General features: G+C 47.1%; 3 tRNA genes. All 3 read left to right on the forward strand.

Annotated elements, in window-relative coordinates:
* Positions 1 to 118 precede the first annotated feature (118 nt).
* The 3 genes from AN389_RS19555 to AN389_RS19565 all read left to right on the forward strand — a co-directional run bounded on the left by AN389_RS19555 (position 119) and on the right by AN389_RS19565 (position 644).
* Positions 119 to 195: transfer RNA gene (locus AN389_RS19555), tRNA-Arg, on the forward strand.
* Between the two features lie 148 nt (positions 196 to 343).
* Positions 344 to 420: transfer RNA gene (locus AN389_RS19560), tRNA-Arg, on the forward strand.
* A gap of 147 nt (positions 421 to 567) precedes the next feature.
* Positions 568 to 644 (forward strand) — tRNA-Arg (locus AN389_RS19565).
* The last annotated feature ends 3 nt before the right edge of the window (positions 645 to 647 follow it).

Raw genomic sequence — 647 nt, forward strand, 5'->3', positions numbered from 1 at the left:
CCGAGTGGCCGAAGGAGCTCCCCTGCTAAGGGAGTATAGAGTTTGTAGCTCTATCGAGGGTTCGAATCCCTCCTTCTCCACCATTTCTTTTAATGGCACGTCTTGTAAAGTAAAGATTGGGCGCATAGCTCAGCTGGATAGAGTACCTGGCTACGAACCAGGCGGTCGGAGGTTCGAATCCTCCTGCGCCCACCACTCTTTACTCACTCTGCTTAGAGTATAAATAAGTTAAAGTGTTTGGTTTATAACCAAATCGGTCGGAGGTTCATTCTTACAAGATAGGTCCTGCTTCCAACACTTTTTACACACTCTGCTTAGAGTATAAATAAGCAACAGTAAAAGTGGGCGCATAGCTCAGCTGGATAGAGTACCTGGCTACGAACCAGGCGGTCGGAGGTTCGAATCCTCCTGCGCCCACCACTTTTACATCACTCTGCTTAGAGTATAAATAAGTATAAAGTGTTGGCTAAAGCCAAGCGGTCGGAGGTTCATTCTTAGAAGTTACGTCCTACGCACATCACTTTTACAGACTCTAACTTAGAGTATAAATAAGTAACTAATGAAAGTGGGCGCATAGCTCAGCTGGATAGAGTACCTGGCTACGAACCAGGCGGTCGGAGGTTCGAATCCTCCTGCGCCCACCACTT

It is taken from the genome of Pseudoalteromonas sp. P1-7a, assembly GCF_001401855.1.
Lineage (GTDB): Bacteria > Pseudomonadota > Gammaproteobacteria > Enterobacterales > Alteromonadaceae > Pseudoalteromonas.